Source organism: Pseudonocardia halophobica, from assembly GCF_050948485.1.
Classification (GTDB): Bacteria; Actinomycetota; Actinomycetes; order Mycobacteriales; family Pseudonocardiaceae; genus Pseudonocardia; species Pseudonocardia halophobica.
Genome location: NZ_CP192046.1, coordinates 332,144 through 350,755, shown reverse-complemented (window position 1 = coordinate 350,755; position 18,612 = coordinate 332,144). Strand labels below are relative to the sequence as shown.

Sequence of the window (18,612 nt, the reverse complement as noted above, 5' to 3'; positions counted from 1 at the left end):
CACACCTACCGAGCGAGAGTGCCGTTCGCTCACACGTCAGTCCTCGCCCTTGCCCTCCTTGAGGCCGGTCTGGATCAGGTCCATGACCGCCGAGTCGGCCAGCGTGGAGACGTCGCCGACCTCGCGGTTCTCCGCGACGTCGCGCAGCAGCCGGCGCATGATCTTCCCCGAGCGGGTCTTCGGCAGCTCCTCCACGACCATGATCTGGCGCGGCTTCGCGATCGGCCCGATCTCCTTCGAGACGTGGTTGCGCAGGGCCGCGATGGCCTCCTCGCCCTTCGCCTCGTCCTGGGCCACGTTCCCGCGCAGGATCACGAACGCGACGATGCCCTGCCCCGTCGTCGGGTCGGAGGCGCCGACGACCGCGGCCTCGGCCACCGTCGGGTGCGAGACCAGCGCCGACTCGACCTCGGTGGTCGAGATCCGGTGGCCCGAGACGTTCATCACGTCGTCCACGCGGCCGAGCAGCCAGACCGCGCCGTCGTCGTCGTACTTCGCGCCGTCGCCGGCGAAGTAGTAGCCCTGCTCCTCGAAGCGCGACCAGTAGGTGTCGCGGTAGCGCTCCTCGTCGCCCCAGATCGTGCGCAGCATCGCCGGCCACGGCTTGTCCAGCACCAGGTAGCCGCCCTGGCCGTTGCCCACCGGGGTGCCGTTCTCGTCGACGACCGCGGCGCCGATGCCGGGCAGCGGGCGCATCGCCGAGCCGGGCTTCGTGGCCGTGACGCCGGGCAGCGGCGAGATCATGATCGCGCCGGTCTCGGTCTGCCACCAGGTGTCGACGATCGGGCAGCGCTCGCCGCCGATGACCTGGCGGTACCACATCCAGGCCTCGGGGTTGATCGGCTCGCCCACGGAGCCGAGCACCTTCAGCGAGGACAGGTCGAACTTCTCCGGGATCTCCTTGCCCCACTTCATGAACGTGCGGATCAGCGTGGGCGCGGTGTAGTAGATCGTGACCCCGTACTTCTGCACGATCTCCCAGTGCCGGCCCTCGTGCGGGGTGTTCGGCGTGCCCTCGTACATCACCGACGTGGCGCCGTTGGCCAGCGGCCCGTACACGATGTACGAGTGCCCGGTGACCCAGCCGATGTCGGCGGTGCACCAGTAGACGCTCTCGCCCGGCTTGTGGTCGAACACCACGTTGTGCGTGTAGGCGACCTGGGTCAGGAAGCCGCCGGAGGTGTGCAGGATGCCCTTCGGCTTCCCGGTCGTGCCCGAGGTGTAGAGGATGAACAGCGGGTGCTCGGAGTCGAAGTCCTCCGGCGTGTGCTGGTCCGAGGCCGCGTCGACGACGTCGTGCCACCACAGGTCGCGGCCCTCGGTCCACGGCACGTCGGTCTCGGTGCGCTTGACCACCAGCACGTGCTCGATCGAGGTGCCCTCGACGGCCTGGTCGGTGTTCTCCTTCATCGGCGCCGGCTTGCCGCGGCGGAACTGCCCGTCGCTGGTGATGAGGACCTTGGCCTCGGCGTCCTCGATGCGGGCCTTCAGTGCGCCCGGGGAGAACCCGCCGAAGACCACGCTGTGCAGCGCGCCCAGCCGGGCACAGGCCAGCATGGAGAACACGGCCTCGGGGATCATCGGCAGCTGGATCGCCACCCGGTCGCCGGTGCCCACACCCAGCTCGGCCAGGGCGTTCGCGGTCTTCGAGACCTCGCGCTGCAGGTCGGCGTAGGTGATCGTGCGGGTGTCGCCCGGCTCGCCCTCCCAGTGGAACGCGACGCGGTCCCCGTGACCGGCCTCCACGTGGCGGTCCACGCAGTTGTAGGCGACGTTGAGCTTCCCGCCCACGAACCACTTGGCGAACGGCGCCTCCCAGTCGAGGACCCGCTCCCACCTCGTCCCCCAGGACAGCCGGTCGGCCTGCTCGGCCCAGAAGCCCTCGCGGTCCTCGTCCGCCCGCCCGTACCAGTCCTCCGTGGCGTTGGCCTGCGCCGCGAACTCCTCGCTCGGGGGGAAGCTCCGGCTCTCGGTCGAGAGGTTGTCGAGCGTCGCTCCGGACTCGGCCATGTTCTCGTGCCCTCCTCTAGCCGTGGCGCTTCGGCGCACCGGTGCTGAGCGGCGGCGCGCACGTCAGGGAAAACGTAGTGCTCCGGATGCGCCTGCGCACCGTCAGTACGGAGAGGACACCACCCGGTCGGCCAGCAGGTCCCGGTGGCAGCATGGCCCGGTGCCCGCCCGTACCGACCCGCTCGCCCCGCTGACGGACCTGCCCGGGGTGGCCGACGCCGTCGCCGCCGCCCGCGCGGCCCTCGTGCCGGTGCACAACCACCAGGTCAACCGGCGCGGCTGGCCCGCCACCTCGGCCGAGGCGGCGCTGCGCGGGGCCCGGGCGTCGGCGGCGCTCGACGGCGCCCCGCTCACCCCCGCCCGGGAGGACCACGTCACCGACCCGGTGCTGGCCGGCGCCGTCCGGGTGGCCGACGAGGCGACGAAGCTGCTCGCGGTGTGGAAGGGCGCGCCGCTGCAGGCGCTGGCCCGGCTGCACGTGCTGGCGGCCACCGACCTGATCCCGGTCGAGGAGCACGAGGCCCGGCTCGGACGACCGCGCGAGGGCGCGTCGGCGCGGCTGTCCCTGCTGGCCGACCTGGTGACGGGCGGGACCTCGGTGCCCGCGCCCGTCGTCGTCGCGGTGGTGCACGGCGAGCTGCTCGCGCTGCGTCCCTTCGGGACCGCCGACGGCGTCGTCGCCCGCGCGGCGGCCCGGCTCACCGCCGTGGCCACCGGCTACGACCCCAAGTCGCTCGCCGTGCCGGAGGTCGGCCACCTGCGCCGGGCGCAGGAGTACCGCGCGACCGCGGAGGGCTTCGCCGCGGGGACGCCGGAGGGGCTGCGGGAGTGGATCCTGCACTGCTGCCGCGCCTGGGAGGCCGGCGCCCGCGAGGGGATGTCGATCGCCGACGCGCGCGCCTGACCGACCCCGACACGAGAGGGGGCGGTGCCCCCACCGTGTCGGGAAGGGGCACCGCCCACTCGCACGAAGCACCGGGATCCAGGCGTGCACTACGTGTCGTGCTCCGGCCTCGGCGTCCGGCGTCCCGGTACGCAGGCCCACGACGACATGCCTCCCGCGGCGTGCTGTGCGTGGAGTGCCCGGCGGTCGTGCACGGAGCTCCGGGAAGGGGAGTCGGGTGCTTCTCTGCCGCACCGGCCCTGGCCTCGCGGAGGTCCGTGAGGACATTCGTACCCCGTGAGCCGCACCACAGCAAGGGGTCCGGCGAGGTGCACCGGTTCAGTCCCGGAGGGTGTCGATCGGCGGTCCGCGACGCGACCCGGACGGCGGATGCGAGCGGCCGCCCCGTCCATCAGAATGGCTCCGACCTGCGGAAACGGCTGCCCCGCTCGCGGGTCCGCTGCGCCCACCAGCCGGCGCCGCCCGCCGCGGCGAGACCCAGCCCCGCGGCAGCGAGACCCAGCCCCGCGGCCGCCACGGCCAGGACCGGCGCCCGCGGACGGAGCCGGGAACGCAGCGAGACCGGGGCCGCGAAGGCGAGCACCGGCCAGCCCCGCTGCTCCGCCTCGCGCCGCAACGCCTTGTCCGGGTTGACCACGGTCGGGTGCCCGACGGCGAGCAGCAGCGGCAGGTCGGTGATCGAGTCCGAGTAGGCCCGGCAGTCGGCCAGGTCGTAGCCGCGCTCGGCCGCGATCGCCCGCGCGGCGGCCGCCTTCTCCTCGCCGTAGCAGTAGAAGTCGATCTCGCCGGTGTAGCGGCCGTTGCGCACGGACATCCGCGTGGCCATGCTGCGGTCGGCGCCGATCAGCGCGGCGATCGGTTCCACGACCTCGATCCCCGACGCGCTGAGCACGACGACCTCGTCGCCCGCGGCGTGGTGCTCGGTGATCAGCTCGGCGGCCTCGGCGTAGATCATCGGCTCGACGATCTCGTGCAGCGTCTCGGCCACGATGGACCGGATCTGGGCGACCTCCCACCCCGTGGCGAGCGCGGTGATGCGGCGGCGCAGCAGGTCCATCGTGTCGGCGTCGGCACCCGCGAACAGCAGCAGGAGCTGGGCGTACGCGCTGCGGAGCACCGCCCGCCGGGTGATGAGGCCCTGCCGCCGGAAGGGCCGGGAGAAGGCCAGCGCCGAGGAACCGGCGATGATCGTCTTGTCGAGGTCGAAGAACGCGGCGGCCGGCCGCGGGGCCCGGGGAGCGGCCGGCTGCTCGGCGGGGGCGGTCGGAGCGGGCACCGGGGAAGCCTGCCAGATCCGCGGATCGGGCCCGACGCGGCGCCCGGCCGGCCCCGGAATGGGGACGGCCTCCGCCAGGGGGGATTGGCGGAGGCCGTCGGGCGGTTCAGCCCCGGGGGGTCGAGCTGAACCCGCTCGGACACGGTCCGAGCCGACGACAACTGTAACCGCAAGTACGTCCCGGGGCCATGACTGTCTGCCGGGCGATCGCCCGACGGCCGGACGGCGGAGTGCAGGTGCGGGGCGGGGCGGGGCGGCGGGCCGCAGGTACGGCACGAGGCGTCGGGTCGGTGCCGCGGAAGAACAGTCGCGGGACTGCGGCCGGGCGAGCCCGCGCCACCCCGACCGCCACCACGAACCGCCCTGACCGCCACCCCGACATCCGCCGGGAGCGCCACCACGACCCACCGCACCCTTCACCGACCGCACCCACACGCCCCCGCACGATCGTGCCCCGAGCGCCCCGACGATTCCCGAGGTCGGAGGCCGGTCCGGGCCGATCTGTCCACACCCGACCCCGACGATCCACAGCGGCGCGATCGGTCCGTCCACCCACGCCCCGAGGCCGCAGGCTCGTGATCGGCCCCGAGGGACGGGAGCGGCGGAGGGAGCGTGCGATGGACGAGCGGACACTGGTGATGGTCGAGGACCCCGAACTCCTCGACGCCGTCCTCCGGCTGGCGGCCGCCGCGGGCTGCGAGGTGCACCGGGCGGCCGACGCGGCCGACGCGCGGCGGCACTGGCCGGGCGCCCCGTTCGTGCTGCTCGACGAGGAGTCGGCCCGGCGCTGCGTACGAGCCGGCCTGCCCCGGCGCGCCGACCTGATGCTGGTCGGCTTCGACCGGGCGTCGATCGAGGCGTTGGAGTGTGCCGTCGCGCTCGGTGCGGAGCAGGCGGTCGAGCTGCCCGCCGCCGAGCCGCATCTCGTCGAACGGCTCGCGGCCGCGGCCGAGCAGGGCGAGGCCACGAGGGTGGGGCGGGTGCTCGCCGTCGTCGGCGGGAAGGGCGGGGCCGGGGCGTCCGTGCTGGCGGCAGCCGTCGCCGTGGTCGCGGCAACTGCGGGCGACCGCACCTTGCTCGTGGACTGCGATCCGCTCGGTGGTGGACTGGACCTGGTGCTCGGTGCCGAGGAGGTCACGGGCCTGCGCTGGCCCGAGCTCACGATCACGGACGGCCGCGTGCCCGCCTCGGCGCTGCACGCCGCGCTGCCCGCACCCGCGATCAGCCGGTCCGGTGCCGAGCTCGGCGTGCTGTCGTGTGCGCGGGAGGCGGCCGGACCGTCGGCCGGTGCCGTCACCGCCGTGCTCGACGCGGGTCGCCGGGCGGGCGAGACGGTCGTGTGCGACCTCCCGCGATACCCCACGGACGCGGCCGTCGCGGCCCTCGACGCCGCCGACCTGACCGCGCTGGTCGTCCCGGCCGACGTGCGCTCCTGCGCCGCGGCGGGCCGGGTCGCGGCGGTGCTGGCCGAGCAGACGCGCGAGGTCGGTCTCGTCGTGCGTGGCCCCTCCCCCGGCGGCCTCGCCCCGGCCGACGTCGCCGACGCGCTCGGACTCCCGCTGCTCGCGTCGATGACGTCGGAGCGCACGCTGGCGCGGCTCACCGAGCAGGGCGTGCCGCCCGGCCGCAGGCGCGGCCCGCTCAGCACCGCGGCCCGCGAGCTGCTCGCCGCGCTGGCCGGCACCGGAGCGCCGGGCCTGCGGCGGGCGTCGTGAGCGCGCTCGTCGACCGCGTCCGGACCCGGCTCGCCGAGGACGGCCACGAGCCCACCCCGGCGGCCGTCGCCGACGCCGTGCGTGCGGAGTCCGGCGGCGTGGCCTCGGACCTCGACGTCCTCGCCGCGCTCCGGGTGCTGCGCGAGGAGCTGGTCGGGGCGGGCCCGCTCGATCCGCTGCTGCGCGATCCCCGCACCACGGACGTGCTGGTCTCCGGCGGCGGCACCGTGATGGTCGACCGGGGCGCCGGGCTCGAACCCGCGCCGGTCCGGCTGCCGGACGAGTCGGCGGTCCGGCGGCTCGCCCAGCGTCTCGCGCTCGCGGCGGGCCGCCGGCTCGACGATGCCAGCCCCTACGTCGACGGCTGGCTCGCGGGCGGTCCCGCGGGCTCCGGCGGGTCCCGCGGGGTGCGGCTGCACGCCGTGCTCGCCCCCGTCGCCGTCGACGGGACCTGCCTCTCGCTGCGCGTGCTCCGCCCCGCCGCCCACGACCTCGGCGCGCTCACCCGGCTCGGCACGCTCGAGCCGGCCGCTGAACAGCTGCTGCGCGCGGTCGTCGCGGCCCGGCTCGCGGTGCTGGTCTCCGGGGGAACGGGGTCGGGCAAGACCACGCTTCTCGCCGCCCTGCTCGGCGCGGTCGACCCGGCCGAGCGGATCCTCACGGTCGAGGATGCGCAGGAGCTCCAGCCGCGGCACCCGCAGGTCGTGCGGCTGGTCGCGCGTCCCGCGAACATCGAGGGCGCGGGCGGAGTCACTCTGCGCGACCTCCTCCGCCAGGCGCTGCGCATGCGGCCGGACCGGGTCGTCGTCGGCGAGGTACGCGGCGGCGAGGTCTGCGACCTGCTGTCGGCACTCAACACGGGTCACGACGGCGGCGCGGGCACCGTGCACGCCAACTCCGTCCGTGAGGTGCCGGCCCGGCTCGAGGCGCTCGCCGCGCTCGGCGGGATGGGGCGCGCGGCCCTGCACAGCCAGCTCGCCGCAGCGGTGCAGGTCGTGGTGCACATGCGGCGCACCCCGCGCGGCCGGGTGCTCGAGGCCGTCGGTGTGCTCGGCCGGCAGACGTCGACCGGGCCCGCCGAGGTGATCGTCCGGCCGGTGTGGGAGCGCGGCCGCGGCTGGACCGCCGACCGCGACCACCTGGACCGCCTCCTCGCCGAACGAGGAGTCCCGGCGGCGTGGAGTGCGTCGTGAACGCCGTCACGGCCCCGCCCGCTGTGGTCGCGCGCGCGCTGTGGGACCGCGACCCGGTCGCCGGGCACTTCGAGCGGTCCCGCACCGATCACTGGGTTCCGACGCCCTGGAATGCGCCATGAGCGCGGCGGTGCCGGCCCTCCTGGCGGCGGCACTGGTGTGCGCGCCCGGTCCGTCGGCGCGCCGTCGGCTGCGGGTGCTCGCGCCAGTGCCCACGGCACGTACCTTTGCCGTCCCGCCGCTCCGGCTGCTGGTCGTGCTCGCCGGTGCCGGGCTCGGCCTGGTGCTCGGCGGCCCCGCGGGCGGGGTCGCGGGAGCCGGGGCGGCGGAGGTGGTCCGGCGCCGGCGCGAACGGGCCCGGGAGCGGGCCGCAGCGAGCGCGGCCGCGGGCGAGTTGGCCGAGGCCGTGTCGCGCATCGTCGAGGAGCTCCGCAGCGGGGCGCACCCCGCGGCCGCGCTCGACGGCGCCCGCTCGGATGGTCCGTTGGCAGCGGCAGCGCTCGCTCCGGCGGCCGCCGCCGCCCGCCTGGGCGACGACGTCCCGGCCGCACTCCGCCGCGGTGCCGCCGAGCGCGCCGACCTGGTGGGGACCGAGCTGCGCCGCCTGGCCGGTGCCTGGTCCCTGGCCGACCGGCACGGCGCCCCGCTCGCCGACCTCCTGACCGGCACGCTGGCCGACCTGCGCTGGCGGCTCGCCTTCGAGGCCCGGGTCCGCGCCAGGCTCGCCGGACCGCGCGCCACCGCGGGAGTGCTGACCGCGCTTCCGGTGCTCGGGCTCGGCCTGGGCCATCTGCTCGGGGCCGACCCCCTGGGGGTGCTGCGCGACGGGCTGCTCGGTCAGGTTCTGCTGCTGGTCGGCTCCGGCCTACTGCTGGCCGGTCTCCTGTGGAGCGACCGGATCGCGACGGGCCCGGTGAACCGATGACCACGGCCGGCGGGACGGAACTCGTCGACGTGATGCTCGTGACCGGTCCACTGACGTACCTCAGGGGCTGGACCGCAACCGTGGCCGGCGCGCCCGCGGCCGGTCTCCGGGATGCATCGCACGCTTCCACGGCCGCCGCGCTGGTGCTCCTCGCCCTCGCCCTGCTGGTGGGAGGCGCTCCGGGGGCCAGGGCCCGGTTGGGCGGCCTGGTGTCGACGGCCGCGCCGGCCGCAGAACCGGCCCTGCCCCTCCGCCGTGGCTGGACGGCGGCCGGAGGGCTGGCCGTCGCCGTCGTCGTCTGGACCGTGGTCGGCGGGCCCGCGGCCGGTGTGGCCGGCGTCCTCGGCGCCGTGGTCGTCGGTGCGGCCGCAGCCGTGGGCCTGCACCTCCTGGTGGCGCGGGCCGTGGCGCGCCCGGTCCGCGGGGCGGACGCCGGTGGCCTCGCCGCGGGATGGGAGCTCCTGGCCACCTGCCTCGAGGCCGGGCTCCCGGTTCCCTCGGCCGCCGAGGCGGCGGCGCTGCGGATCGAGGGCGAGGTCGGCACCGGCCTCCGCCGAGCGGCCGGGCTGCTCGAGCTCGGGTCGGCGCCTGCGGAGGCGTGGGCCGCGGTCGCGGCGGTGCCGGGCCTCGAGGCGTTCGGTCGGGCCGCCCGCCGCTCGGCCGACACCGGCGCCGGGCTGGCGCGGGTCGCCCGGTCGGAGGCGGCTCGGCTGCGCGCCGGGCTCAGCGACGCGGCCGAGGCGAAGGCGGAGCGCGCCGCCGTGCTGATCGCCGCGCCGCTGGGTCTCTGCTTCCTCCCGGCCTTCCTCGCCCTGGGGATCGCGCCGGTCGTCCTCGGCCTCGCCGGGGAGGCCCTGGCGCGATGGTGACCGCTCCCCGCACCGCCCGGCCTCCCCCGCCGCGCCGACTCCGCCGACCCGGGAGCGTCCACGGCTGGCATCCGGCGGGCTCGTGCCCGCACTCCACCACCACCCGACCACTCGTCCCAGCGACCCCGACCCCGACCCCGACCCCGACCCGAGGAGGACCCGATGTCCCTGCCCGCCCTCGCACTGCCCCGGCCCGAGCCGCGTCCCGACCCGCGGCCCGGTCCCCGCAGCTACGCACTCCGCACCTGCCCCGAGCCCGCCGACCTGCGGTCGCCCGTCGAGGTCGAGCGTCTGCCCGGCGCACCGGCCGACCCGGGCCCGCTCGACCGCAGCTCGCCGCTCCGGCGACTCCGCCACCGGCTCGCGGCACTCCTCCGCGCGCTCGCGGCGCGAGTCACCGCCGACGACCGGGGGATGTCGACCGTCGAGTACGCGATCGGGACGCTGGCGGCGGCCGCGTTTGCCGCAGTGCTCTACACCGTCATCAGTGGCGACTCGATCGTCACGGCGCTGACCCAGCTCGTGCAGCGCGCGTTGTCGGTCACGTTCTGATGCGCCGGGCCGAGCGCGGCGCGGTCACCGTCGAGGCGGCGATCGCGCTCGGCGCGCTCACCCTCGTCGTCCTCGCCGCGCTCGGCGCCGTCGCCACGGTCGCCGCCGCGGTCCGCTGCACCGACTCGGCCCGGGAGCTCGTCCGCCTCGCGGCACGGGGTGAGGCCGACCGCGGGCGCGCGGCCGCAGCGGCGCTCGCTCCGCGCGGCGCAACCATCGAGCTGACCGTCGAGGCCGTCGAGGTGCGGGCCGTCGTCACCGCGGCGCCCGTCGGCCCCGTGCCGATCCGCGTCAGCGGCACGGCGGTCGGCGCCCTCGAACCCGGCGCCGCCACCGCCTCGGAGGCGGCGGCGTGAGCACCCGGGCCACGCCACCCCGCTCGGCCGCGTGCACCGGGTTGCAGGGCGCACGCCGGTCGAGCGCCGAGCCACCTTGCAGGGAGCTCCGTGACCGGGGATCCGCCACGGTGTGGGCGGCCCTCGCGGCAGCCTCGCTCCTGGCGGTGACGGCGTTCCTCGTCGACGTCGGCGGCGGGGTGCTCGCCCGGCACCGGGCGGAAGCGGCCGCCGATCTCGCCGCCCTCGCGGCGGCGGGCGACCCCGTGCAGGGCGAGCAGGTCGCCTGCGCGGCGGCGCGCCGGGTCACCGAGGCCATGGCCGCCGAACTCACCCGGTGCACTCTGGACGGCTGGAACGCGCTGGTCGAGGTGCAGGTGCGGCGGCCGTGGAGCCTGCTCGCCGCAGAGGCGGCGACCGGCCGCGCCCACGCCGGACCGGTACCCGACACGGCCCCCGCGATGGCCACCGGAAGACCACCGGGCAACGAACCGGTGAACGGTCGGGAAGGCCCGGTGAACGGTGTCGCGACACCGGCCTCCGCCACCTGCAGCCGCCCGCCCGACGGCTGCCCGTCGATCGACTCCGGCACCCGCGCTCGTCGTGGGACCGGAACCGATCGGCGACCGCGTCTGGCGGGTCCCGCGCGGACCGGGCCTACTGAACCCGGCACGGCGCGATCGACGAGCACGGCGGAGTCGGCAGCACCGTCCACGAGCACGCTCCCCAGACCGCGGTGGGACCGAGGCGCTCCGTCGCTGACCCCCGTACGGACCCACCGCTCGCTGGCCGCCGCCGGCCGGCCCGGCCCCCGACGGGCCCGCCGGCGGCGGCCGACGACATCCCCGGCACCCCCGCCCGATCGCTCAGCCGACCGCCGGGTGCCGCACCAACGCTCCGATCACCAGGTCCAGCACGCGGACCGCGCCCGCCTTGTCCAGCGGGTTGTTCCCGTTGCCGCACTTGGGCGACTGCACGCACGAGGGGCACCCGGTGCGGCAGCCGCAGTCCCGGATCGCCTCGCGGGTCGCCCGCAGCCAGCGCTCGAGCACGGCGTGCCCCCGCTCGGCCAGGCCCGCACCCCCGGGGTGACCGTCGTGGACGAACACCGTCGGCAGCCCGGTGTCGGGGTGCAGCGCGGTCGAGAGGCCGCCGATGTCCCAGCGGTCGCAGATGGCGAAGAGCGGGAGCAGGCCGATCGCGGCGTGCTCGGCGGCGTGCAGCGCGCCGGGCAGCCGCGCCGGGTCGATGCCCGCGTCGGCCAGCACGCCCTCGTCGACCGTGTACCAGACCGAGCGGGTCTCGAGCGTCTGCGCGGGCATGTCCAGCGGCACGGTCTCGAGGACAGTCCCGTCCGGTGTGCGGCGCTGGTAGCCCACGACCTGGCTGGTCACGCGGACGTCGCCGAAGTACACGGAGACCGGGCCGTGGTCGCTGCGGGCCCGCACGGCCACGATCTCGACGTCCGAGTTCGACCGCGCGTCGGTGCGCCAGTCCGGCTCCTCCTGGTGCACGAGCGCGACGCCGGCGTCGAGGTCCAGCTCGTCGACGACGTAGCTCTCCCCGCGGTGCAGGTAGAGCGCGCCGGGGTGCGCTGTCCCGGGCGCGGAGGCGCCGTCGACCGTGCCGAGCATCCGCCCGGTGCCGGCCTCCACCAGCGCGACCTGCCCCAGCCCGGACCCGCGGATGTCGACCGACGCAGCGGGCTGCTCCCGGGTCGTCGGCCAGAACCAACCGGTCGGGCGCCGGCGCAGCACCCCGTCCTCCACCAGCTCGGCGAGCACCTCCTCCGCGACGGCGCCCCCGAACACACCCGCGACGTCCGCCTCGGTGAGCGGCATCTCGGCGGCGGCGCACACGAGCTGCGGCGCCAGCACGTACGGGTTGCCGGGGTCGAGCACGCAGCTCTCCACGGGCGCGCCGATGAGGGCCCGCGGATGGTGCACGAGATAGGTGTCCATCGGGTCGTCCCGCGCGACGAGCACCACCAGCGCCTCGTCGGCCGCCCGGCCGGCGCGGCCCGCCTGCTGCCAGAAGGAGGCGCGGGTGCCCGGGAAGCCGGCCACGACCACGGCGTCGAGCCCGGCGATGTCGACGCCGAGCTCGAGGGCGTTGGTCGTGGCCACGCCGAGCAGCTCGCCGCGCATGAGTGCGCTCTCCAGGGCCCGGCGCTCCTCGGGCAGGTAGCCGCCGCGGTAGGCCGAGATGCGCGGCACCAGGTCCGGGTCGACGTCGGCGACGAGCCGCTGCGCGCCGAGCGCGGTGACCTCGGCACCACGGCGGGAGCGCACGAACGCGAGGCTCCGGGCGCCCTCCACCACGAGGTCCGCCAGCATCCGGGAGGACTCGGTCGACGCGGGCCTGCGGACCGGGGCCCCGTTCTCGCCGCTGAGCTCGGGCAGCAGCGGCGGCTCCCACAGTGCGACCGTCCGACCCGCGCTGGGCGAGCCGTCCTCGGTCACCGCACTGACCTCGCGGCCGGTCAGCCGGCAGGCGAACTCGCCGGGACGGGCCACGGTGGCCGAGGCGAGCACGATCGTCGGGCGCGCGCCGTAGCGCGCCGCGACCCGCAGCAGGCGGCGGAGCAGCAGCGCGACGTGCGAGCCGAAGACCCCGCGGTAGGTGTGGCACTCGTCGACGACCACGAAGGCGAGCTTGCGCAGGAACCCCGCCCAGCGACCGTGCCGCGGCAGCACGGAGCGGTGCAGCATGTCCGGGTTGCTGAAGATCCACCGGGCGTGCCGGCGGGCCCAGTCCCGCTCGTCCATCGGGGTGTCGCCGTCGAGCGCCGCGGGCCGGACCTCCGGCAGGCCGAGCTCGCGCAGGGCCCGCAGCTGGTCGGCGGCGAGCGCCTTGGTCGGGGACAGGTACAGCGCCGTGGCGCGGGGCTCGATGGCGAGCCGGGACAGCACCGGCAGCTGGTAGACGAGGGACTTGCCCGACGCCGTGCCGGTGGCGACCACGACGTCCCGCCCCGCGTGGGCCAGCTCCGCGCCCTCGGCCTGGTGGCTCCACGGCCGGGCCACGCCCGCGCGGCGGAACGCCTCGACCACCTCCGGCGGCGCCCAGCCCGGCCAGGCCACGGACCGACCGGGCCGGGGCGGCAGGCGCACCGCGTGGCGCAGCGGGTTCGCCGCCTCCGCGGGGTCGAACTCGTCCTCGAGCTCCTCGGTGTCCCCGGCCGCCCCCGGCGGCAGCGACCCGTCCGCCCCGAGCTCGACCACGGGCACGTCCGGATCGACGCCGGAGCCCGCGAGCACCCGGTTCAGCAGCTGCAGCCCGCGCGCCGACCGTGGCGCCGGCGCGGCGGCCACGACCGGGTCCGGCGGCCCCTCGACGAGCACCGGCCCGTCGCCCGCCCACCCGATCGCCTGGTCACGCATACGGTCGAGGCTCGCACATCGCACCGACGGTTCCGCGCGCACGCCCGGGAATCGGGCGCACGGTCAGTCGCTGCCGAACGCCCCCGTGAGCACGCCGGCCGCCGCCGACGCCACCGCGTCGAGCTCGTCCCGCCCCTGCGCCCAGCCGCCCACCCGCGGCCGGCTGCTGAGCACCGCGACCACGATCCGGAGGCGCTCCGGCGGTTCCCCGGTGGGCACGGCCACCAGCGCGGCCGAGCCGCCGCCGGTCCCCCGCGCGACCGGATTCGCCGGCGTCGGCGACGCCGGCGCGCTCGGGAGGACGGGCACGAGCGCCAGGGCGACCACCACGACCGCGACCGCCCCGGCGACTCCCGCGGACGGTGCAGCCTGTTTCGATGATCGTTCAAGCATCAACTGGACCTGCAGGTTCGGCCATTCGGCCGCCTGTGTTCTCGATCACCTCGCCCGACGGGGAGGTGGGGTGGTGTGGATCTCAACTGGGACATCGGACACACTCGTACACTGCACGCGCCCGTCGCACCGACGCGACGGAGCATGCGCTCGACGCCAGGGATGCCGTCGGAACGCGAGCCGGCCGGATCGGCCTCCCTGGCGCACACCGACGCAACAGGAGGACGGATGTCCGTGCCCGCTGTGGGCCTCGAGCTCGGCTCGGGTGATCGCGTCGTCGTCGGCGTGGTCGCCGTCGTCGCGCTCGCGGCCCTGGCCATCGGCTACATGCTGCTCCGGGAGGTGCTGGCCGCCGGCCAGGGCACCAAGCGGATGCAGGAGATCGGAGAAGCGGTCCAGGAAGGCGCCCAGGCGTACCTGAAACGACAGTTCAGGACGCTCGGCATCTTCGTGGTCGTCGTCTTCCTGCTGCTGCTGGCGCTGCCTGCCGACGACCTGGGCGAACGCATCGGCCGGTCGATCTTCTTCGTGATCGGCGCGGTCTTCTCCGCCACGATCGGCTACCTGGGCATGTGGCTCGCCACCCGCGCGAACATCCGCGTGGCCGCGGCGTCGCGGGAGCCGGGCGGCCGGGAGAAGGCCACCCGCATCGCGTTCCGCACCGGCGGCGTCGTCGGCATGTTCACCGTCGGCCTGGGCCTGTTCGGTGCCGCGCTGGTCGTGCTGGTCTACGCCGGCCAGGCCCCCAAGGTCCTGGAGGGCTTCGGCTTCGGCGCCGCGCTGCTGGCGATGTTCATGCGTGTCGGCGGCGGCATCTTCACCAAGGCGGCCGACGTCGGCGCCGACCTGGTCGGCAAGGTCGAGCAGGGCATCCCGGAGGACGACCCGCGCAACGCCGCGACCATCGCGGACAACGTGGGCGACAACGTCGGCGACTGCGCCGGCATGGCGGCCGACCTCTTCGAGTCCTACGCGGTCATGCTGGTCGCGGCGCTGATCCTCGGCTCGGCGGCGTTCGGGCTGCAGGGCCTGCTGTTCCCGCTGATCATCCCGGCCATCGGCGTGATCACCGCGGTCATGGGTGTCTACGTCACCCGGGCCCGCCAGGGCGAGAACACTCTCAAGGCGATCAACCGCAGCTTCTACATCTCGGCGGTCTTCGCCGGCGTGCTGTCGATCGTGGCGGCGTTCGTCTACCTGCCCGGCAGCTTCGCCGACCTGACCAACCCGACGGACGCCTCCGTCGCCACGCTGACCCAGGACCCGCGGATCATCGCGTCGGTCGCGGTGGTCATCGGCATCGTGCTCGCGGGCGTCATCCTCTGGCTGACCGGCTACTTCACCGGCACCGAGGACAAGCCGGTGCAGGACGTCGGGCGCTCCTCGCTGACCGGCGCCGCCACGGTCATCCTGTCCGGTATCTCGATCGGCTTCGAGTCCGCGGTCTACACGGCGCTCGTGATCAGCGCGGCGGTCTACGGGGCGTTCCTGCTGTCCGGCTCCATCGTCGTCGCGCTGTTCGCCGTGGCCCTGGCGGGCACCGGCCTGCTGACCACGGTCGGCGTCATCGTCGCGATGGACACCTTCGGCCCGGTCTCCGACAACGCCCAGGGCATCGCCGAGATGTCCGGCGACGTCGAGGGCGAGGGCGTCGACATCCTCACCGAGCTCGACGCCGTCGGGAACACCACGAAGGCGATCACCAAGGGCATCGCCATCGCCACCGCGGTCCTGGCGGCGACGGCGCTGTTCGGCTCGTACCGCGACGCGTTCACCCAGGCGCTCGCCAAGGCCGGGGTCGCCCTGCAGGACGCCGGCAACACGTTCAGCGCGGAGGTGTTCAGCCCGAACACGCTCGTCGGCGTGATCATCGGCGCCTCCGTCGTCTTCATGTTCTCCGGGCTCGCGGTCAACGCCGTGACCCGGGCCGCGGGCGCGGTCGTCTACGAGGTGCGGCGCCAGTTCGCCAGCAAGCCGGGGATCATGGACGGCACGGACCGTCCGGAGTACGGCCGGGTCGTCGACATCTGCACCCGGGACTCGCTGCGCGAGCTCGCCACCCCCGGTCTCCTCGCGATCTTCGCCCCGATCGCGGTCGGCTTCGGCCTCGGCGTCGGCCCGCTGGCCGGCTACCTGGCCGGCGCCATCGCCACCGGCACGCTGATGGCGATCTTCCTCGCCAACTCCGGCGGCGCCTGGGACAACGCCAAGAAGCTGGTCGAGGACGGCAACCACGGCGGCAAGGGGTCCGCGGCCCACGAGGCGACGGTCATCGGCGACACCGTCGGCGACCCGTTCAAGGACACCGCGGGCCCGGCGATCAACCCGCTGATCAAGGTCATGAACCTGGTCTCGGTGCTGATCGCGCCGGCGGTCGTCGTGTTCACCGTCGGCGACAGCGCCTCGGCTCCGATCCGCATCGCGATCGCGGTCGTGGCGGTGATCATCATCGTCGCGGCGGTCACGGTGTCGAAGCGCCGCACGTCGTCGATCCAGGAGACGCCCGCGGACAGCCCCGTGGCGTGATCCGGCGCGGCCGACCGGCGGAGTCCGGTCGGCCGAGCGCGGGCCCTCTCGGCGATCCAGGAGGCCGCTCGTCCCCTCCGGGGGCGGGCGGCCTCCTGCGTCCGCGCCGGGCTCGCTACCGTCTCAGCGCCCCGGACGGGGCGAACGGGACGGACAGGCGTCCGGGGGCCGACCGCAGGGCCGACGTGGAGGACGGATGACGATGCGTACCAGCGCCACCCGGCGGCGCGCCGCGGCGGTGGCCGCGGTCGCGACCGGGCTGCTGCTCGCCGGGTGCGGCGGCGCGAGCGAGCAGGAGACGGTCGACTGGACCAACGGCCTGTGCAGCTCCTACGCCACCTTCCGCGAGGCGGCGATCGTCGGGCCGCAGGCGGCCCCGGACCTGCCCGCCCAGGCGCGCAACCTGTCGGCCTACCTCGGCAACACGGCGACGTCGCTGGACAAGGCGCTGGCCGACCTGGACACCCTCGGCGCCTCCCCGGTCTCCGGCGGCGACGAGGCCGTCACGAAGTTCCGCGACCAGCTCACCGGCTACCGCTCGGCCTTCCAGCAGGCCAGGACCCAGGTCGACGCCCTGGACCTCTCCTCCCCGACCCTGCAGCAGGACATCGAGGGCGCGGTCGCGCCGGTCCTGCAGCTGCAGGACGCGAACCAGGACCCACTGGCGGGCCTCGACTCCGCGGTGACCGACGCCGCGACGAAGGCGCCCGCCTGCCAGAACCTCAGCCGCCTCAGCAACCCCACGCCCGGCGGCTGAGCAGGGCGGGACGGCCCGCTCGCGTACTGTCGGTCCCCGGCCCCCGCTCCCCTCGTCCCCTGGAGGCGCCCCGTGCCTCGCCCGTCCCGGCTCGCCGTCGCCCTGGTGCTCGGCGGGCTGCTGTCCGTCAGCGGCTGCGCGACCGTCGTCGCGGGCACCCCGACCGCCGACCCCGCGCCACGCCCGACGGCCGGCCGCGGCGCCGACCCGGTGGCCTGGGTCGACAAGGTCTGCGGCGCGGTCCTGACCTACACGACCCCGGTGCTGGCGCAGCCCGCCTTCGAGGGTGCCGACCTGCCCACGATCAAGCAGCGGCTCTCGGACTACCTCGGCGCCAGCCAGACCGGCCTCCAGCAGAGCCGCGACCAGCTCGGCACGGTCGGGGCCTCGCCCGTCGGCGGCGGCGACGACACCGTCGCGCGGATCTCGTCCGGCCTGGAGAAGCTGCAGAACGACATCGGCGCCGCCAAGGCGAAGGTCGACGCGGCCGACCCGGCGAACGTCGACGCCTTCCGCGCCGCCCTGGACGAGACCAACACCAACCTCACGCAGCTCACGGCGCCCGACGCGCTCGGCGACCTCAAGACCTCGCCGCGCCTCGACAAGGCGGCCCAGCAGGCCGGCAACTGCACGAAGCTCGCCGCGATCCCGGGCGCCGCACCACGATAGGCCGCACCCGGTAACCCGGGCGCGCAGGCCGGCGCGCGCGGCGGCCCGGCGTGTCGCCGTCCGGTCGGGCGAATCCGGCGCGCCACGCGATCAACTCTCGAACAGATGTTCTAGGGTGCGCGACGTGTCCCAGCTCTCGCTGTTCTCCGCGGACGCCCGGCCCCTGCGGCTCGGCGATCTCGCCGGGCTGCTGTGCGGGCCGGCCCGGATCACCCGCTTCGGGGCCGGGGACACCGCACGGATCAGCCTTCAGGTGGCCGACGCGGGGCGAGCGGCGGCCGTGCGGGCCGCGGCGGCGCCGTTCGGCATCCCGTTCGAGCTCGGCGAGCGGACCTGCGCGGGACGGGAGCTGCGTACCGCCTACCGCCGCGACCTGGCCGGCCTCGCGCGGGCCTGGGCGGGCCGGGACCGGCGCAAGAGCGTCCCGGCGGCCTTTCAGCTCGACGGCACCGCCCTGCGGCTCTGGGTGCTCGCCTGCGGCCGCGCGGACGGGCGCGGGGGCTACGTCCTGCCCCTCGACGGCGCCGCCCCCGGCACCCACGACGCCCTGATCGCCGCCACGACCCGGCTGGGCCTGCCGCCCGCGCGGATCGTGCTCCCACCCTGCGAGGACTGCCGGAAGCGCGCTGCGGCGGACACCGAGGCCGGCTCGGCGATCACGAAGGACGCTCTCACCAGGGACGACGACCCCGATGCGCGTCCCGACGCCGACCCCGCCGGCGGCCCGGTCACCCCACCCGTACCCAGGTCGTCGCCTACCCGCCCGGCCCCGGCGATCCTGCTCACGGACGGCACGACCGCCCTCGATCTGCCTCCGACGCCGCCTGCCCCGGCGCAGTGCCGGAGCCACCACCTCGCGCTCGTCCCGGCCGTCGCGCCGGAATGCCCGGCGGCCGGGCCGGCGTTACGCATCACAGGAGCGCGGCGCCTGCAGCGTCTCGTGGAGCTGGTCGGCCCCGCGCCCGAGGATGTGGACACCGCCGAATGGCCCAGGCACTGGGGTCGACCCAGGGCTTGACCCGCGGGCTACGCTCCCCCGGTCGCCCCGGAGGTCGCGACGCGGTGTGACGGATGCGACATGCTCGGTCGATGTGCGACCGTGGCG

At 75.8% G+C, this 18,612-nt stretch carries 15 protein-coding genes and 1 pseudogene; 12 read left to right on the top strand and 4 right to left on the bottom strand.

Annotated elements, in window-relative coordinates; genetic code table 11:
- Nucleotides 1-36: 36 nt before the first annotated feature.
- Nucleotides 37-2,010 (bottom strand): acetate--CoA ligase, encoded by a 1,974-nt coding sequence (acs, locus tag ACQP04_RS01745; protein ID WP_433505335.1) that lies wholly within the window; start codon nucleotides 2,008-2,010, stop codon nucleotides 37-39.
- A gap of 160 nt (nucleotides 2,011-2,170) precedes the next feature.
- Here acs and ACQP04_RS01740 point away from each other — a divergent pair, with 160 nt between their 5' ends.
- The gene (locus tag ACQP04_RS01740) at nucleotides 2,171-2,914 is read left to right on the top strand and encodes an oxidoreductase (RefSeq protein WP_433505334.1); all 744 of its coding nucleotides are present in this window, start codon (nucleotides 2,171-2,173) and stop codon (nucleotides 2,912-2,914) included.
- Between the two features lie 391 nt (nucleotides 2,915-3,305).
- On the opposite strand, the gene ACQP04_RS01735 is transcribed toward ACQP04_RS01740, so the two are convergent.
- Nucleotides 3,306-4,190: an HAD family hydrolase gene (locus ACQP04_RS01735; RefSeq protein ID WP_433505333.1), complete on the bottom strand. Its 885-nt coding sequence runs from the start codon at nucleotides 4,188-4,190 to the stop codon at nucleotides 3,306-3,308.
- Between the two features lie 617 nt (nucleotides 4,191-4,807).
- Between ACQP04_RS01735 and ssd the strand changes: the two genes are divergently transcribed.
- The 7 genes and pseudogenes from ssd to ACQP04_RS01700 all read left to right on the top strand — a co-directional run.
- Complete coding sequence (gene ssd, locus ACQP04_RS01730) at nucleotides 4,808-5,905, top strand: septum site-determining protein Ssd (RefSeq protein WP_433505332.1); 1,098 nt, start codon at nucleotides 4,808-4,810, stop codon at nucleotides 5,903-5,905.
- On the top strand, nucleotides 5,902-7,098 hold the full coding sequence (locus ACQP04_RS01725) for a TadA family conjugal transfer-associated ATPase (protein ID WP_433505331.1): 1,197 nt from the start codon (nucleotides 5,902-5,904) through the stop codon (nucleotides 7,096-7,098). Before ssd ends, ACQP04_RS01725 begins: the two co-directional genes overlap by 4 nt.
- Nucleotides 7,099-7,216: 118 nt before the next feature.
- Nucleotides 7,217-8,023, top strand: a complete 807-nt coding sequence (locus ACQP04_RS01720) for a type II secretion system F family protein (RefSeq protein WP_433505330.1) — start codon at nucleotides 7,217-7,219, stop codon at nucleotides 8,021-8,023.
- Nucleotides 8,020-8,892 carry a type II secretion system F family protein gene (locus ACQP04_RS01715; protein WP_433505329.1) on the top strand — a complete coding sequence of 291 codons (873 nt, stop codon included), beginning with the start codon at nucleotides 8,020-8,022 and terminating at the stop codon, nucleotides 8,890-8,892. The genes ACQP04_RS01720 and ACQP04_RS01715 overlap by 4 nt, the downstream gene beginning before the upstream one ends.
- A 162-nt stretch (nucleotides 8,893-9,054) precedes the next feature.
- Nucleotides 9,055-9,444 (top strand): DUF4244 domain-containing protein, encoded by a 390-nt coding sequence (locus ACQP04_RS01710; protein WP_433505328.1) that lies wholly within the window; start codon nucleotides 9,055-9,057, stop codon nucleotides 9,442-9,444.
- Nucleotides 9,444-9,800, top strand: a complete 357-nt coding sequence (locus tag ACQP04_RS01705) for a TadE family type IV pilus minor pilin (protein WP_433505327.1) — start codon at nucleotides 9,444-9,446, stop codon at nucleotides 9,798-9,800. Before ACQP04_RS01710 ends, ACQP04_RS01705 begins: the two co-directional genes overlap by 1 nt.
- Nucleotides 9,797-10,207, top strand: a pseudogene (locus ACQP04_RS01700) (Rv3654c family TadE-like protein); the annotation flags it as partial. The gene ACQP04_RS01705 and the pseudogene ACQP04_RS01700, both read left to right, overlap by 4 nt.
- 438 nt (nucleotides 10,208-10,645) lie before the next feature.
- Here ACQP04_RS01700 and ACQP04_RS01695 read toward each other — a convergent pair.
- Both ACQP04_RS01695 and ACQP04_RS01690 read right to left on the bottom strand, forming a co-directional pair.
- Nucleotides 10,646-13,162 (bottom strand): DEAD/DEAH box helicase, encoded by a 2,517-nt coding sequence (locus tag ACQP04_RS01695; protein WP_433505326.1) that lies wholly within the window; start codon nucleotides 13,160-13,162, stop codon nucleotides 10,646-10,648.
- A gap of 63 nt (nucleotides 13,163-13,225) precedes the next feature.
- Nucleotides 13,226-13,492 carry a hypothetical protein gene (locus ACQP04_RS01690; RefSeq protein ID WP_433505325.1) on the bottom strand — a complete coding sequence of 89 codons (267 nt, stop codon included), beginning with the start codon at nucleotides 13,490-13,492 and terminating at the stop codon, nucleotides 13,226-13,228.
- A 291-nt stretch (nucleotides 13,493-13,783) separates the two neighbouring features.
- Here ACQP04_RS01690 and ACQP04_RS01685 point away from each other — a divergent pair, with 291 nt between their 5' ends.
- From ACQP04_RS01685 to ACQP04_RS01670, 4 genes are all read left to right on the top strand, one after another.
- Nucleotides 13,784-16,081 carry a sodium-translocating pyrophosphatase gene (locus tag ACQP04_RS01685; protein WP_433505324.1) on the top strand — a complete coding sequence of 766 codons (2,298 nt, stop codon included), beginning with the start codon at nucleotides 13,784-13,786 and terminating at the stop codon, nucleotides 16,079-16,081.
- Nucleotides 16,082-16,277: 196 nt separating this feature from the next.
- The gene (locus ACQP04_RS01680; RefSeq protein WP_433505323.1) at nucleotides 16,278-16,838 is read left to right on the top strand and encodes a hypothetical protein; all 561 of its coding nucleotides are present in this window, start codon (nucleotides 16,278-16,280) and stop codon (nucleotides 16,836-16,838) included.
- Between the two features lie 72 nt (nucleotides 16,839-16,910).
- Nucleotides 16,911-17,507 (top strand): hypothetical protein, encoded by a 597-nt coding sequence (locus ACQP04_RS01675; protein WP_433505322.1) that lies wholly within the window; start codon nucleotides 16,911-16,913, stop codon nucleotides 17,505-17,507.
- A gap of 124 nt (nucleotides 17,508-17,631) precedes the next feature.
- Nucleotides 17,632-18,525 (top strand): hypothetical protein, encoded by an 894-nt coding sequence (locus ACQP04_RS01670; protein WP_433505321.1) that lies wholly within the window; start codon nucleotides 17,632-17,634, stop codon nucleotides 18,523-18,525.
- The last annotated feature ends 87 nt before the right edge of the window (nucleotides 18,526-18,612 follow it).